The sequence below is a fragment of the Rhodococcus sp. JVH1 genome, assembly GCF_000280725.2.
GTDB classification, from domain to species: domain Bacteria; phylum Actinomycetota; class Actinomycetes; order Mycobacteriales; family Mycobacteriaceae; genus Rhodococcus_F; species Rhodococcus_F jostii_A.
Genome location: NZ_CP166290.1, coordinates 482635 through 497131, shown reverse-complemented (window position 1 = coordinate 497131; position 14497 = coordinate 482635). Strand labels below are relative to the sequence as shown.

At 64.8% G+C, this 14497-nt stretch carries 16 protein-coding genes and 1 pseudogene; 6 read left to right on the top strand and 11 right to left on the bottom strand.

Going from position 1 to position 14497, the window contains the following annotated elements:
• Window positions 1–80 precede the first annotated feature (80 nt).
• From JVH1_RS39870 to JVH1_RS39860, 3 genes are all read right to left on the bottom strand, one after another.
• Window positions 81–1262, bottom strand: coding sequence for a thiolase family protein (locus JVH1_RS39870; protein ID WP_043783051.1), 1182 nt, complete (start codon window positions 1260–1262; stop codon window positions 81–83).
• Between the two features lie 86 nt (window positions 1263–1348).
• On the bottom strand, window positions 1349–2089 hold the full coding sequence (locus JVH1_RS39865; protein ID WP_157174119.1) for an SDR family NAD(P)-dependent oxidoreductase: 741 nt from the start codon (window positions 2087–2089) through the stop codon (window positions 1349–1351).
• Between the two features lie 62 nt (window positions 2090–2151).
• Entirely contained in the window at window positions 2152–3309 is a 1158-nt protein-coding gene (locus tag JVH1_RS39860) for a saccharopine dehydrogenase family protein (RefSeq protein WP_009480717.1), read from the bottom strand.
• Between the two features lie 252 nt (window positions 3310–3561).
• Here JVH1_RS39860 and JVH1_RS39855 point away from each other — a divergent pair, with 252 nt between their 5' ends.
• Genes JVH1_RS39855 through JVH1_RS39845 form a run of 3 tightly spaced genes read left to right on the top strand, consistent with a single transcriptional unit; the run spans window position 3562 to window position 6529 of the window.
• A complete protein-coding gene (locus tag JVH1_RS39855) occupies window positions 3562–4773 on the top strand; it encodes an acyl-CoA dehydrogenase family protein (RefSeq protein ID WP_009480718.1) in 1212 nt (403 codons plus the stop codon).
• Window positions 4770–5795: a phosphotransferase family protein gene (locus JVH1_RS39850; RefSeq protein WP_009480719.1), complete on the top strand. Its 1026-nt coding sequence runs from the start codon at window positions 4770–4772 to the stop codon at window positions 5793–5795. Before JVH1_RS39855 ends, JVH1_RS39850 begins: the two co-directional genes overlap by 4 nt.
• The gene (locus JVH1_RS39845) at window positions 5792–6529 is read left to right on the top strand and encodes an SDR family oxidoreductase (RefSeq protein ID WP_009480720.1); all 738 of its coding nucleotides are present in this window, start codon (window positions 5792–5794) and stop codon (window positions 6527–6529) included. Before JVH1_RS39850 ends, JVH1_RS39845 begins: the two co-directional genes overlap by 4 nt.
• A 51-nt stretch (window positions 6530–6580) precedes the next feature.
• Here the strand turns inward: JVH1_RS39845 and JVH1_RS39840 are convergent.
• The 6 genes and pseudogenes from JVH1_RS39840 to JVH1_RS39815 form a co-directional block, all read right to left on the bottom strand.
• Window positions 6581–6646: pseudogene (locus tag JVH1_RS39840) on the bottom strand (WhiB family transcriptional regulator); the annotation flags it as partial.
• 682 nt (window positions 6647–7328) lie between these two features.
• Window positions 7329–8609 carry a hypothetical protein gene (locus JVH1_RS39835; RefSeq protein WP_009480722.1) on the bottom strand — a complete coding sequence of 427 codons (1281 nt, stop codon included), beginning with the start codon at window positions 8607–8609 and terminating at the stop codon, window positions 7329–7331.
• Between the two features lie 377 nt (window positions 8610–8986).
• Window positions 8987–9304, bottom strand: a complete 318-nt coding sequence (locus JVH1_RS39830; RefSeq protein WP_009480723.1) for a hypothetical protein — start codon at window positions 9302–9304, stop codon at window positions 8987–8989.
• Window positions 9301–9795, bottom strand: a complete 495-nt coding sequence (locus JVH1_RS39825) for a hypothetical protein (protein WP_009480724.1) — start codon at window positions 9793–9795, stop codon at window positions 9301–9303. The genes JVH1_RS39830 and JVH1_RS39825 overlap by 4 nt, the downstream gene beginning before the upstream one ends.
• The gene (locus tag JVH1_RS39820; RefSeq protein WP_009480725.1) at window positions 9792–10100 is read right to left on the bottom strand and encodes a hypothetical protein; all 309 of its coding nucleotides are present in this window, start codon (window positions 10098–10100) and stop codon (window positions 9792–9794) included. The genes JVH1_RS39825 and JVH1_RS39820 overlap by 4 nt, the downstream gene beginning before the upstream one ends.
• Complete coding sequence (locus tag JVH1_RS39815) at window positions 10097–10423, bottom strand: hypothetical protein (protein ID WP_009480726.1); 327 nt, start codon at window positions 10421–10423, stop codon at window positions 10097–10099. Before JVH1_RS39815 ends, JVH1_RS39820 begins: the two co-directional genes overlap by 4 nt.
• Before the next feature lie 613 nt (window positions 10424–11036).
• On the opposite strand from JVH1_RS39815, the gene JVH1_RS39810 reads away from it, so the two are divergent.
• Together JVH1_RS39810 and JVH1_RS39805 are read left to right on the top strand one after the other, a co-directional pair.
• Entirely contained in the window at window positions 11037–11504 is a 468-nt protein-coding gene (locus JVH1_RS39810; protein ID WP_020476731.1) for a helix-turn-helix transcriptional regulator, read from the top strand.
• Between the two features lie 415 nt (window positions 11505–11919).
• A complete protein-coding gene (locus JVH1_RS39805) occupies window positions 11920–12051 on the top strand; it encodes a hypothetical protein (RefSeq protein WP_255221668.1) in 132 nt (43 codons plus the stop codon).
• A gap of 2 nt (window positions 12052–12053) precedes the next feature.
• Here the strand turns inward: JVH1_RS39805 and JVH1_RS39800 are convergent, their stop codons facing one another.
• Entirely contained in the window at window positions 12054–12656 is a 603-nt protein-coding gene (locus JVH1_RS39800) for a hypothetical protein (RefSeq protein ID WP_237735348.1), read from the bottom strand.
• Complete coding sequence (locus JVH1_RS39795; RefSeq protein ID WP_237735349.1) at window positions 12643–13611, bottom strand: hypothetical protein; 969 nt, start codon at window positions 13609–13611, stop codon at window positions 12643–12645. The genes JVH1_RS39800 and JVH1_RS39795 overlap by 14 nt, the downstream gene beginning before the upstream one ends.
• A gap of 47 nt (window positions 13612–13658) precedes the next feature.
• Between JVH1_RS39795 and JVH1_RS39790 the strand changes: the two genes are divergently transcribed.
• Complete coding sequence (locus JVH1_RS39790) at window positions 13659–14072, top strand: hypothetical protein (RefSeq protein WP_009480731.1); 414 nt, start codon at window positions 13659–13661, stop codon at window positions 14070–14072.
• Window positions 14073–14497 lie beyond the last annotated feature (425 nt).

The window sequence follows — 14497 nt, the reverse complement described above, 5'->3', positions numbered from 1 at the left end:
TTCGGCCCCGAGATCTACAGATCTCGGGGCCAAAGGTGTTGGTAGATGCTTCAATGATCCGGATCGAGTGTGGCGGTCTCTCAGGTGCGCTTGAAGAGTGCGGCGAGGGCCTGTCCGCCGCCGATGCACATGGTGACGATGCCGAGTTCGAGGTCGCGGCGCACGAGGTCCTTCGCGAGGCGCAGGCTCAGGATCGCGCCGGTCGCCCCGACCGGGTGACCCAGAGCGATCGCACCGCCGTACGGGTTGGTCTTCTCCGGGTTCAGCTTCGCGTCCCGGATCACCGCGACCGCCTGCGACGCGAACGCCTCGTTCAGCTCGATCACGTCGATGTCGCCGGGGGTGGTGCCGGTCTGCTCGAACAGGTTCGCCAGCGCCAGCACGGGGGCGTACCCCATCAGGGCCGGGTCCATCGCCGCGGTCGCGACGGCCTCGAGCGTGACCAGCCCGGTCAGGCCCTTCTCCCGGGCGGCGGACTCGGTGGCCAGCACCAGCGCCGCGGCACCGTCGTTGATCCCGGACGCGTTGCCCGCGGTCACCGAGCCGCCCTCCTCGAACGCCGGCCTCAGCTTCGCGAGGGTCTCGAGGGTGGTGTCGGGCTTGGGGTGCTCGTCGACGTCGATCGTCTGCGGGCGGCGGCCCCCGATCTGCACCGGGGTGATCTCCTCGGCGAACGCGGCCTTGGCGGCCTCGGAGGCGGCGCGGCGCTGGGATTCGACGGCGAACTCGTCCTGCTGCTGCCGGCTGACGTCGTACTTGCGGGCGACGGCCTCGGCGGTGCGGCCCATGTGCACGCCACCGAACGGGTCGGTCAGGATCGCGACCGTGCCGTCGACGAGCTTGCGGTCACCGAGCTTGTAGCCCGAGCGGGCGGAGAAGTCGTAGAACGGCATCCGCGACATGCTCTCGTTGCCGCCGGCGAGGGCGAAGTCCACCCCACCCCAGCGCATCTGCTGCGCCGCCGACCACACCGCCTGCAGCCCGGACCCGCACAGCCGGTTGACGGTGTACGCCGGCGTCTTCTCGGGAAGTCCCGCGGCCAGGGCCACGCGGCGGGCGTTGTAGGCGTCCGGCCCGACCTGACCGATGCAGCCCATCACCACCTCGTCGATGTCGCCGCCCGGCACCCCGGCACGGTCCAGTGCGGCCTTGACGGCGGTGGCACCAAGTTCGTGGGCGGGCACGTCCTTGAACGCACCACCGAAGCTGCCGATCGGGGTCCTCGCGCCGTCGACTACCACGATCGGTTCAGGAGAATTCATGACGTGCCCTTCCATATCGGTCACTTGCAAGCAGGTCGTTTCGTGTCGTGTCCGCATCGCCGGTACAGCGCAGCGCCACTCCACCCCTAGGCAGGTCGGTAGAAGCCTGCCGTTCCTCCGCCATCGATGGCGTACAGCATGCCGTTCGTGAACGACGAGTCGGGGCCGAGTAGGTGTGCGACTGCTTTCGCGACCTCGTCGGGCAGTGCGAATCGACCCATGGGAATGACGTCGCGATAGAACTCTGCTTCCCCCGGCGCGGTGCTGTCGAAAATTCTGGTCGCCATTGGGGTTTCAACGAATGACGGGCACACCACATTGGAGCGCACGCCCTGCACGCCGTGGTCGAGCGCCATACTCTTGACCAAACCCACCACTGCATGCTTTGCGGCGCAGTACGCCGCGTAGCCCTGGGCGCCCTCGGTGCCGGCATCCGATGCGATCGCGACGAAGGATCCTCGGGAGGTGATGAGGTGCGGCAGGGCACCCTTGGCCAGGTTGAATACTCCAGACGCATTGACTGACAGGCTTCGTTGCCAATCCTCGAAATCGAGATCGAGAACACCGCCGACGACTTCGATTCCCGCGCAGGCAACTGCGCCGGTGAGGTGACCCCAGTTGGCGACCGTCTGGTCGACGGCGGAAGCCACGGCAGCGGTGTCGGTGACGTCGCCTTCCCAGGCAAGCGCCCTGCCCCCGCGTGAGTTGATTTCGTCCGCGAATTCGGTAACGGCAGTACCGTTGCGGTCGAACCCTGCCACCGCATAGCCGCGGTCGGCGAGCAGTGTTGCAGTGGCGCGTCCGATCCCGGATCCGGCGCCGGTCACGAAGACCGTTGTGGAATTACTCATTCGGGTTCCTTCTCCGGTGATTCGTAACCGCTCGCAAGCTACGCATTTGTCGATTCGACCGAGACTGTAGTGATCTCGATCAGCGGCTTCTCGGTGCCGTGGGGCTCGGTGTACAGCGGGTCCAGTTCGGCGAAGAAGAGGTCCGCCGGGATTGCTTCTTCAGGTGTGACCACTCCACGCACCTTGATCTCGCCCCAGGCCAGCAGGCGCAACGCGACCGCTGCGGGGGTGCCGGTCGATCCAGGCATCTTGCCGGTCGGCCACCTGTTCATACCGCCCACCGCGATGGTGTCGACCCCGTTCTTCTTTCCTGATGCCCATACCCACAGCGTGGGTGTGTGGGGCGTAGCAGGGGCATTCGCAGGACGCACCGGCGGCTCCTCCTCCATCAGAATGGCGGCATCCAACGGGGAGAGCCGACCGGCATCAACTTCGGACATGCGTGCGGCCATCTGGTCGAAGTACCACGCCGGTCCGGCCATCACATTGACACACCGCTGCAGACCGGTAAAGGTGCGAGGCAGGGTGATGGCTTCGGGATGGCCGATGGTACGGACGGCAAGGTTTCCGATGCCCGGATAGAACAGGGTCAACTCCTGCATGGGGGGCACGTCGGCCCACCGACCGTCTTCGATGACTCGGATCGTTCCTGTGGTCTGGTGCACGAAGTGCACCATCGCTGCGTCGGGTCGCTTACCCGGGGCGTCCGATCGCGTCCCGGACAGGTTCCACGCGGTGATGAGTTCATGCACCTCGTCGAGTTCGTCGGCAACCTTCGCAGCGAGCACGTTGGTGACACCGGGGCTCTGGCCCACGCCGATCAGTGCCGTGACTCGCGCGTCCTTCGCCAGCTGAGTCAATTCCAGCGCCTCGAGAGTCGGCTCCCAGTCGTCATTGATGTCTACATAGTGACAACCGGAGGCGATCGCGGCGCCCATGATCTTGGTACCGAATCGGGTGAACGGACCGAGGGTGCTCAGCACACCCCACGCGCCGTCGAACAGTGCGCGGGCGTCGTCGTTGTTCGCATCGAACTTGACCGCTGAGACTCGAGGTCCGAGTTCTGCTGCAAGCGACTGGGCTGCTTCCAGATTGAAATCGGCAATGACCAATTCGGTGAACTCGTCGAACCCGACAGCGGTACGAACTGCCCTGCTGCCCATTGCGCCTGCGCCACCGACAAATACAACGCGCATGATTTCTCCACCTCGCTCGAGTGACCATCTTTTTCGCGGCCGTTCCCGGTACAGTAAGGCGAACTTGGGCAGACAGTCAAGACGTTTGGCCCACTTCTGTTCCATGTCAGGTTCTATTTCTGGCGGTGGGCGAGCTGCTGCATCGCATCCGGGGGATTGCCTCGTGGCCCCTGTTGTGGAATTGTCGGGGACGACTTCGACCGAGCGAGTGATCGGTCGGTACTGGAGTCGTCGTACTGACTGGAGGTAGTTGTGGCGATCGATCTGTCCTACGCACCCGGGGTGACCGCGCTCGTCGAGAAGACCGAGGCGTTCATCCGCGAAGTCGTGCTGCCCATCGAGGACGAGCACGGCGGCGACATCACAGCTGCTGGTGGCGACACCCTGCGCGTGGAGCTGCAGAAGGCAGCCAAGGACGCCGGAGTCTTCGCCCCGCACGCACCCGTCGAGTACGGCGGGCACGGCCTGAACATGACCGATCGCGCGCCCGTCTTCGAGGCTGCGGGCTATTCGCTGTTCGGTCCGACGGCCCTGAACATCGGGGCCCCCGACGAAGGCAACGTCCACATGCTCGCGCACATCGCCAGCCCCGAGCAGAAGGAGCGGTTCCTCGCCCCGCTGGCGCACGGCGACATGCGGTCGGCGTTCGCAATGACCGAGCCGTCGCCCGGAGCCGGCTCCGACCCCTCGGCGCTGACCACGCGCGCCGAGAAGGTGCCGGGCGGGTGGAAGATCAACGGCCACAAGTACTTCATCACCGGCGCCGACGGCGCGGGATTCTTCATCATCTTCGCCCGCACCTCCGGCGTGCCCGGCGACCGCGGCGGCGCCACGATGTTCCTCACACCGGCCGACGCCGACGGGCTGAGGGTGGGACGCCACATCGACACCCTCGACAGGGCAATGATCGGTGGGCACTGCGAGGTGTTCTTCGACGATCTGTTCGTCCCCGACAGCGGGGTTCTCGGCGAGGTGGACCAGGGATTCGCCTACGCCCAGGTCCGGCTCGGGCCCGCCCGGATGACACACGTCATGCGCTGGCTCGGCGCGGCGCGCCGCGGCCACGACGTTGCCGTGGCACACGTCGCGCAACGTGACGGTTTCGGAGGCAAGCTGGGCGATCTCGGCATGGTCCAGAAGATGGTCGCGGACAACGAGATCGACATCGCCGCCAGCCGGGCACTGTTGACGCGGGCGTGCTGGGAACTCGATCAGGGCGGCCACGCGAGCAACTCCACGTCCATCGCCAAGACCTACGCGTCCGAGGCCATCTTCCGCATCGTCGACCGCTCGATCCAGATGTGCGGCGGTCTCGGCGTGTCCGGCGACCTGCCCCTCGCCCGGCTGTCCCGCGAGGTGCGACCGTTCCGCGTCTACGACGGACCGTCCGAGGTGCACCGCTGGGCCATCGCCAAGCGTGTCGTGGGTGCCGCGAAAAAGGCCGCGCGGGAGGCGGGCGCATGAGCGAACATCGGGGGCTCGATCTCGTTGCGCTGCGGAGGTTCCTGTCCGCGTCGGACGTTCCTCTCGACGGTGAGTTGCGGGCCGACCTGATCGCCGGCGGCAAGTCCAACCTCACGTACGCCATCTTCGACGACTCCTCGCGGTGGGTGCTGCGAAGGCCGCCCACCGCGGGGCTCACACCCTCGGCGCACGACGTGGCCCGCGAGTTCCGCATCACCTCGGCCCTGCAGGGCACCGACGTCCCGGTGGCCGCCACCGTCGCGCTGTGCGAGGGCGACAGTGTCATGGGCGCGCCGTTCACCGTGGTGGAACACGTGACGGGCCAGGTGATCCGGACCAAGTCGGATCTCGAGGCGCTGTCCGGCGACGACATCGACTCGTGCACCGACGAACTGGTCCGTGTGCTCGGCGCTTTGCACAACGTCGACTACGACGCCGTCGGACTGGGCGCGCTCGGCCGCCCGGACGGGTACGTGGCCCGGCAGGTCACATTGTGGGCGAGCCAGTGGGGGCGGGTGAAGACGACGGACTCCGCGGACGTCGACCGCCTGCATACCGCGCTCGTCGAATCGATTCCGCAGCAGTCGGAGTCGTCGATCGTGCACGGCGACTACCGCATCGACAACACCATCCTCGCGTCCGGCGACGTGAGCACCGTCGCGGCGGTCGTCGACTGGGAACTCTCGACCCTCGGCGACCCGCTCACCGACGTCGCCCTGATGTGCGTCTACCGGCATCCGGCTCTCGACCTGGTGCTCGGCGAACCGGCGGCCTGGACGAGCCCGCGACTGCCGTCGGCCGACGACCTCGCGCAGCGCTACACCGTGGCCTCGGGGCGCGAATTGGTCCACTGGAACTTCTACCTGGCGCTCGCGAACTTCAAACTCGCCGTCATCGCCGAGGGCATCAACCACCGCTACCGTGTCGGCGCCACCGTCGGAGAAGGTTTCGACAAGGCAGGCGACGCGGTGCCCGAATTCATCGCGGCCGGCCTGCGCGCCCTGAAAGGACAGACCGTATGAGCCGCACCGCACTGATCACCGGCGCCTCACGTGGCATCGGACTCGGCATCGCCACCCGCCTCGCCGAACAGGGGTACGGGCTGACGATCACCGCCCGCGATCGCGATCGGCTCGAGTCCGTAGCCGCCGACCTGCGGACCGCGGGCGCGAAGGAGGTCGTCGCGGTCGCGGGTGACCTCGCCGACGAGGAATCCGCGGGACACGTCGTCGAGGCGCACACCGACGCGTTCGGGTCGCTCAACGCGCTGGTACTCAATGCCGGGGTCGGAACCGCAGGCGCCATCGGCGAGTTCCCCATGCGCCGATTCGACAAAAGCCTCGAAGTCAACCTGCGGGCGCCGTTCAGCCTGCTGCAGCAGTCGCTGCCGCTGCTCCGGACCGGTGCGGCGGAGAACCCGGGACGCGGGTCCAAGGTCGTGGCCCTGGCATCGATCACCGGCGTGTACGCCGAAGCGGGGCTCGCCGTCTACGGCGCGACCAAGGCCGCCCTGATCTCCCTGACCGAGACGCTGAACGTGGAAGAGTCGGGCAACGGCGTCTCCGCGACCGCGCTCGCCCCCGCGTACGTCGACACCGACATGTCCGCGTGGATCCACGACACGATCCCGCCCGAAGCGATGATCGAGGTCAACGACATCGTCGAACTCGTCGACGCCCTGCTGCGGCTGTCGTCGCGTGCGGTGGTCCCGAAGATCGTCGTCGGACGCGGCGGAACAGACGGCTACCGCGCGTGATTTCGATTCATCGGAGCTTTGCAGGGCAGGGGGTTCCCGGCGCCGAGCAGGGTCAGTGACTCCACCCCATACTCCGAACTGTTCAGGTGTTCGCAATGCGTGAGTGAGGCATTGGATCGCACAGGGAAGGGATCACAGATTGTTTTTTTGCATCATTCTCGCGACGAATCCGTTGGCCCGCGGTTTCACCTTCAGCACCAAAGAAGGCGTCCGGCCCGATGTACCGACACTGTGCGTTTAGCTGCCAGCCATGTCGTCACCCGTGGTGAGAAGCGCACTCCGTAACAGTCGGAGGGGCGGCCAGGAACGGGCGCAACTCGAGCCATTCGTGGATCGGTTTCCCATCCGCACCTGAGGCCGCGGACAGCTCGCCGGCCAGTTCGAGTGCCCATCCAATTTCTGAACTAGTGGGGCACACCGATTACTGGCTCGGTCAGCAGGCCGGTTCACTCATCCGATGGTGATTTGGCCCGACGCCGACCACTACGAGCCGATCGGTTGGGACGAGGCGTTCCGGTTGATCGCGGGGGAGTTGCGGGCGTGAGTCGCACCCCGCCGACGCACTCCAATGGTGGGCGACGCCGTGAGACTCGCCCAGCTTCTGAGAACTCGCACCACTGTGGCAGCGGTCCAGTGCCGCAACTGCGATCGAGATGTGCCCCAGATCGCCTCCGGTGTTGTTCGACAGAGGCGGTCGGCAAAATCGTCCGCAGTAGCAGTCGGTCCGTCACCCGAGGTGGGGCGGCTCGATGACTGTGGAGGACTACCCGCGAAACTGGTGAACGTTCCTCTGGATGGCTCATCGGAGATCGACTCGGCGATGTGTGGTGTGAGCTTCCCGCTGCTCCGGGGTTGCTTGGATGGCGTTGCGATGGTGGATCGCGGTGCGGCGGGTGTGTTGTTCGCGGCGGCGCCGGGCGTTGGCTGCGGTGCGGTGCTGGCTGGGGGAGGGGCCGGTCCAGTCGATGTGGGTCAGGTGCCAGCGGAGGAGGGCGACCGGTGAGCTGATCCGGTCTGCGGTAGGCCAGGTCCACCCGCGTTGGGTGGTGTCGCGGTCGAGGGTCTGCGCGATGTCATCACCGGTCCAGCGGGTGGTGTCGATCCCGGCGGCCTGGATGGTGTCGCAGATGTTGCCGATATGGCCGCGGGCGAGAACGGGGGAGCGGGAGATGAGGGTGGCGACGGCTCGTTGGAGGTGGAGTGGTCGGGGTTGTGGGATGGATGTGGTGGGCCGCGCGTGTGCGCGTTGGTGAGTACTTCGTAACGAAAGACTATGTGAAGGAACGTAAGTACCGGGGGATAGGGTGTCAGCACCGGTGGCCTGGGGATGAGCTGTGCTGGCCGCGGTGGTGGATTGTTGGGGCCGGGTGCGGTGGCGTGCGAGACGTCGGGCGGCGCGGGCGCGGCGCGGACGCGATGGTCGTTGTGGGGGTGGGGGAGTGGCGTCGACGATGCTTTTCGGGGAGCTGAGTGCCCAGACGGAGGCGGCTTGGTGTTGTTGGCCGCCGTGGTGGAGTTCGGCGGCCATGTATTCACGGGTGCGCAGTGTTCGGCCGCGTTCGAGTTCGACGCCCATGCTGAGGGTCTTGAGGACGCGGCGGGCGCGGTTGACCACGGAGAGTGAGACACCGGCGTGGTGCGCGATGAGTTGCCGAGACGCGGTGACACCGCGGCCGGTGGTGGAATCCGCGAATCGGGCGTGGGCTGTGGCGACCGCCATCAGGCGTTCGATGCTGATGCTATGGGTGGTGAGTGCGCCCTGACCGGTGGTGGTGTGGGTGATGTGGTGGCGGAGTTGGCGTAGCCATTGGGTGCGGCCGGACCAGACGGGGATGGTGGCTTCGCGTCCGGGTGTGGTGGGGAGGGTGAAGGATCGGCCGCGTTGCCCGGTGTCGCGGTTGTATTCGTGGAGTTGGTTGATGGCGTGGGTGGCGGCGTGGACGGAGGCTTCCCAGGTGTCGACTTCTGCCGACTGCGGGATGTGCCTACCGCCGTGTGTCGATGACCTGGTGTTGGTGGGCGAAACGATTGGTGTTGATGCTGATTCAGCGCATGCGTTAGCATCAGACGTACCTGCCATAGGTATGTCCCTTCGGGGAATGCAGAACGAGCGCCGGAAGCGGTCAACTTCCGACACTCACCCTCAGAGAATGTGACGGCGCGGCAAGGCCTTCACCCTCTGGGTTGAGGAGGACCGGCAAGTCCTCCTCAACAACATGCCGCGGAGCGGTTCGTGAATCTGAAACCACCCCCACCAAGGGGGTTTTCGCATTTCTGAGGTCTGCGCTATGAAATTTGGGTTATCGGGTCGCGCGATGGTTACGAGTCAGGGGCATCGCCTCGCTGTGGGCGTGATTGGGCGCCGATCCACTAGCGCGGTCACCGCGAACTGTGAAGGTTCGCGCGTGTCCGTTGAAAGGGATCGGTGAAGGGTGGTTTTAGCCGCAGCCGTGCCAGTTACGCCGACCGCGGTGCCGGCTTCACACCGAGCAACAGGTGGGCCGCGGCGGCGACCTCACGGATCTGCTCAACCGTGGCCGTTTCGGGCTCCGATGCGACGAGGTCGACGACATCTACGAGCGCGTCGCGTGCTCCCGGGCTGAGACGACACCTGTCGGGTGAGAGTCGGATTGGGCCGTGTGTCTCGATGAGGTGTGCGGCGGACACCACGGTCGGCGTGCTCGTGTCGGCGACGAGTAGCGCGCAGATGACGCTGTCAATTGCGATGAGTTCCCACGTGTGCCCGTTGCGGTCGGTGGCGGTGAGGCCCGTCATGTGATTGCCCCTCTCGTCGAGGGGAAGTGCAGCCGTGACGCCCAGGCCTCGATGGCCGCGGCGATGCACTTCTCGGCGACAGACTCAGGTTTGGCGGCGAGGTGCGCCCAGAACGCGGCGGCGACAGCTTCCGCACCACTGAACTGATGGCCACTCAGGTAGTCATGAGCATCGACGGTGGTATCGGCGACCGCGGACCAGGCATAGAGGGCCGCCGACTGAGCGCGGCTGACGCCGATCGCCCCGAGCCGGTGCACCGCATCCCATCGGGTAGCAAGGGAGTTGACCGTGCCGGTCGGCATGTCGCGGCACAACGTGGCGACGGTGTGTCCCACGGCGGTGGAGAAGCCCGGAATGGTGACCAGACCCCACACCGGGTGGGAATAGAGATCAGCGAGCCATCCCCAACGCAGGGCCCCTGGCCCTTCGGTAGCGGGGCACTCGATCACGCCGGTCGCCATGAGCAGGACACGGTCGGAAAGACTGATCATGCCGCCGACCCCCGCTCGATTGCCCGTTGCCCTTCGACGCGGTTGTAGTACACCCGCAGCTCACGATCAGTGGCGACGGCTGTTCCGTCGTGGCGATACGCGACACCGGCCCAGATCATCGACTGCGGCGGATCTCCCGCGGCGATCATCTTTGCGACTTCGGCGCGGCATGCGGCGAGCCGCGGGCACCGGAAGCATTCCCGCTGCGCGTCGCGGCCGGCGCGGTACGAACCCTCATCGATGTCCCACGACTGCGGGTCAATCGCGCACGGCAGGACCGTCGGGGCTAATCGGCGGGCGGTCATGCGGCATCACCACCAGCAGTGACGTGGTTGGCGGGACCTCGGGGAGTCCTCGCACGCAGGACTGCATACGCCCGGAGCCGATCGGCGGGTACATGATTGCCGTAGTAGTCGAACGCGGCGCCCGCCACGATCTGATCCTGCGGCGGTTCACCCCCAGCGATTCGATTGCGCAGCGTGGTGCGGCACTGGGTGAGGATCGGGCATTCGTGGCACGAATCGATCGCACGCCGCCACGATGCCAAGTTCTGTCCCGTCAGTTCCCAGGTAGCGGACTTGCCCGCGCACGTGCCCACACCCGGCTCGGGTGCGGTCAACGGGATCATTCCGCGTGCTTCCAACTCGCGGCGGATACTCCGCAGCTGCGGGCAGTCTTGGCATTTGGCGGTGTAGACGAAGCCGCACCGGAAGCAACGCCCCTCAGGGGTTGGTCGGTGTGCGCTCGCCGAACGCAGCAACGTCGCGACCGAAAAGCGAATCGTTCTCGACGATGTGTCCGCAGTTCCATCGCGCCGCGCTAGCTCGCGGAGCGCGGCCGCAGTTCGGGGGCACAGAGGCTTAGCTGCCGTGACTATGGCGCCGCATTCCTCGCAACGCCCCTCGGAGGACACGTGTTGGGCAGTGATGCGCACCAGGTCGGCAGTGGCTAACGATCGCGCCACGGCTGGATGCCGCTTACCGCGCTCTCTTTGGGCGCCAGCTATCGTGTTCATTGCAGAGACTCCAATCTGCTGATGGTGCCTGAACGGACCGCTAATCCGTTGAGGCTCGAGCCCCCTGGCCGCCGCTAACGGTCAGGGGGTTTCTCGTTGCAATAGGGCTCGACTCTTAGCTCCACCCCCATGTCGCTCTCGTGCGATCATATAAAAGCGATCGTTTAAAACCGATCGTATGTGCGCATCGTAACGGGAGGGCGGCACAGTGTCTACCAGTGACCACATGTGCGGCAGGATTATTTCGGTGAGTCGGCGAGTTATGCGCGGGTTTACTCCGTCCGCCCTGGTTGGCGCGCGCCGCAACGCCGGCTGGTCGCAAGCGGATTTGGCACGGCTTTCCGACGTCGGCGTCGCCACGATTAGAAGGTGGGAGAAGGGCACTGCATCGCCCCAAGTTGACGTCCTGGCGAGGGTTGCCGCTGTTCTTGAAGTTCCCATCTCCGACTTTGTGAATATCCCAGTCTCGGAGCGCTTCCCGGGCGACTGGCGGGTTCTGCTGGGGCTGACCCAACCGCAACTCGGTGCGCGTGCCGGGGTCCGTACTGCCGTGGTTGGCAGCATCGAGCGTGGGGAGACGGCATTGTCCGACAACGTTGCTGAGCGACTGTCGTCTGCGCTCGACATCTCCATTGCGGAGCTGCGGGACGCGCATCAGCGGGCGCGGAGCCGGCCGCCGGGCATGCCCGCCTGACGCCCTCGTGCGCGGTGGCGTGCCCGAATTCCGTGACACCGGTGCCTCGCCTTCTGTCGTTCATGTGAATGATCCTGAGCCTACTTTACTACTGCAAACTTGCAACAGTAAACACTTCCGTAACTACTGCAATAAGGCGACGTCAACGACATCTATACTCATGTCCAACTACCGGCGAAGCTTGAAGTTTGGAGGATGTGCGGTGAGCGAGAGTTTCGCCGAGAGGCTGCGACATCTATTCGACACGGTCCATCCGAAGGGGCGAGGCCCCTACAGCCAAGCGGAAGTTGTCGAGGCCATCCGAGCCGCCGGTGGCAATATGACGCCGGGATACATGTCGCAGTTGCTGTCCGGAAAGCGATCTTCGCCGAGTTGGACCACGCTGCGAGACATATGTCGAGTCTTCGCAGTACCAATGGACTACTTCAATGACGACGATGTCTACGAGGAGATCAAGGGCTACATCGCCTACATCCAAGGTCTCCGAGACGCCGAAGACCAGAATATTGCAGCACGAACGTACTTCCCGTTCCGGCGTCCCGAATAGGGCTAGGTGAACAGTGTGTACGTGCCTCCAGCGATGACGGCGCCCACGAACGCACCCACGATGACCTGACCAGTCGTGTGATCACCGAGCCGCACCCGAGACCAACCGATCGCGGGCGTGCACGCTAGCGCCAGAACCCAAATCGGTGAGACAGCGAGCATGAGAATCACGGTGATGCCCGCTGAGACAGCAGTATGCACACTGACCTTCCACCGAACGACGCTGGTAATTATCCCGATGGCCAGCAACGTCGCAAACCCTGCGGCCGTGAAGGCGATTAGTTCTGCGGGTGCATTGGCGCAGATCTGGATGACGAGACCCGCAAGCACGATTGCCAAGATAACGACAATCAGAAGGTGACGTTCGCGGTGCTCGGTCACATGGTGATCGCCGATCCGTGATCGCCAGATTTCGAACAGAATGAAGGCCATGGGGAGGCCGCCGGAAATCATGGCGACGAAGATCCCCCATGCAATCGACTCAAGGTACACGCCTAGGAAGAGTGACGAGACAATGTTGAGAACCCAAGGAGCTCCCACCTCAGTCAATGCTCTGGCAAGGCGATCAACACGGTCGCCGCGGGTTTGATTCTCAGTCATCGCCATCTGCGGCCACCAATTTTTCCTGTCGTGCGGTGTTGAAAGCGACACCGAGAGTGCGCACCCACTCGACGTCTGAGACGCCCTCCGCAGCGCCGAGAGCTTCCTGGGCCAACTCTTCCCGTGCGAAGCCGGTAAGGATCCACTCAGCTATTGCAACTGGCGCTTCGTCCTCGGGAATCGGGGCGCCAGGGGGGAGGCCTGCGGCCTGGGCGGCGATGCTAAGGGCGTCCATCACTTCCGTGGCGCGGTCGGCAACGCGATCCGTGGCGCTGCTACCTTTCCAGGAGGGTCGAACGACACCAGGCCACCGCGTAGTGAGCACCTCATGGAATTCGAAGAAATCTCGCAACGCCCGGCGTGCGGCCGTCCAGAGAGCCATCGACGGCCACAGCACACCGATGGTGACCATGAGGACCCCGACGAGCGCAAGAACCTGAGTGATGTCGAAGACTCGGGGAGTCGGATCGATTGCACCGGTAGACGCGGCCAGTACGTATGTGATTCGCATGCCTGCGTAGATGGTGAGCATGAAAACCCCGGGGCACAGCACCATCAAGCCACGACCCGTCGCGGTCCGCGTGTCGGCATGGCCGGCCGTCACGATGGTCACCACGATGCAGAGAAGGAACGGGTAGAGCATCGCGGTAATGCCGGCCTCCGCATATCCGGGAGTGTGAGCATACAGGTCGTCGAAGGTATATCCGTCGCGCTGTTCCGGCACTTCCGGGGCAGTCAAGAAGAAGGCCACCGACCCGCCTGCGGTGACCATTGACAGCAGTGCATGAAGCCGGATGAGCTGTGCTCGACGTCGATCGGACGGAGCCATAAGGTCTGTCACGAGTATGGCTGCACCGAAGCAGATTCCGCTAAACAGGACCATCTTGACCGCGCCAGCACCATTTGAGTGACCAAGTGCGCCTCTCAGTAAGCTCTCGAAGAGCGGCAGGTTGACTGTCATGTGGGCGGCCATGCAGGTGAAAACAGTCAGAACACCGACCAGGTTCCATGTGCGAGCCCACCACCACCTACGGAACCGACTGGCTGCGGCTATCCATAGAAGGACTGCGACCGCCGCTGTTGCCGTCACCTGATCGCCTCGTCGAGGCGAGCGCGCACACCGGGATTGCGGGATGCTTGGTTACTATTCACCCGCCCAAGGAGTCTGCTCGCGAACGCCTCAGCCTCGATTTCCTCAGCGTCGTGTCCGTCACTGCACTCGCGCCGAAGCATTATCTTTGCCAATCCATGAGCCGCTGCTGGAAGAAACTCTTCCGCGAACTCGCGGGCTGGTCGGCCCCGATGCCCGAGCAGGATGTGGCCGAGTTCGTGGGCAAGCGTGCGCTCGCGGGCGTGAACCCACTCAGCGCAGGAAATCTCATCCCGGTCGGGATGTTGAACCCATTGGCCGAAAACGCCTAGCGGCAGGTTCTTGTGGGATTGAACGACGGTGATCGGGCGCTTCCGGTCCCGGGCTGCGGCCTCCACCAAACCTGTAAGCGTCGACGCTTCACCTGACGTCGCTACGCGAAACAGTCGATCGACAGCCTCTGAAACACGATTCGTCATTGCCAACCTCCACCCGGGACGATATGCGGCGCATATGAATACACGTGTGCCACATCTTGACGCTGCATCTGAAGCCGCCCCGACGGGCTTCAGGGAACTCCCGGGCGGGAGCGCGGTGGCTAGATTATCAGCACCGCGGATGGCTGCAACCAGAAGGTCTCGGGCACCTCGGTGCCAAGCTCTGCGCGCGTAATTGTAGTCGGCGGGAAGGTGGAGAAACCATCCTGAAGTCGTGTTTCGCTGCTGGAGAACAGAACTGCGGTACTCAAACATCGAAC